The sequence below is a fragment of the Faecalibacillus sp. TM498 genome (assembly GCF_020589955.1).
Lineage (GTDB): Bacteria > Bacillota_I > Bacilli_A > Erysipelotrichales > Coprobacillaceae > Faecalibacillus > Faecalibacillus intestinalis.
In genome coordinates, this window is the sequence record NZ_JAJDKB010000166.1 from 1 (window position 1) to 334 (window position 334).

Annotated in this window: 1 protein-coding gene; it reads right to left on the reverse strand. The window is 31.4% G+C overall.

Going from position 1 to position 334, the window contains the following annotated elements; genetic code table 11:
- Positions 1–334: prealbumin-like fold domain-containing protein (locus LJD32_RS15145; protein WP_227392841.1), on the reverse strand; the 334-nt coding region annotated here is incomplete at both ends.

Below are 334 nucleotides of genomic sequence, written 5' to 3' on the forward strand. Positions count from 1 at the left end.
GCCTTTAGGTGTTTCTACTTCTTCGATAGAATAATCTCCTGCATCTAACTGTAAAAGAAGTGTTACTGTTCCTTCTTCGCTGTCTTTTACTGTAACAACGTTTTTAGAATTAGTTGTAAATGTGTCATATTTTTTACCGCCAACTTTTTGTACAACATAGTTTCCTTTTGAATCTTTGATTTTAAATGATGCACCATTTAATGTGACTTTCTTTCCTGATTCAGCATCTAATTTAATAATCTTAAGTTGTGATGAAAATGGTCGGTTATTCACATTGACACGTTTTACCTGTTCAACATCTTTATATTCACTGTAATCATCTGTTACTGAAATT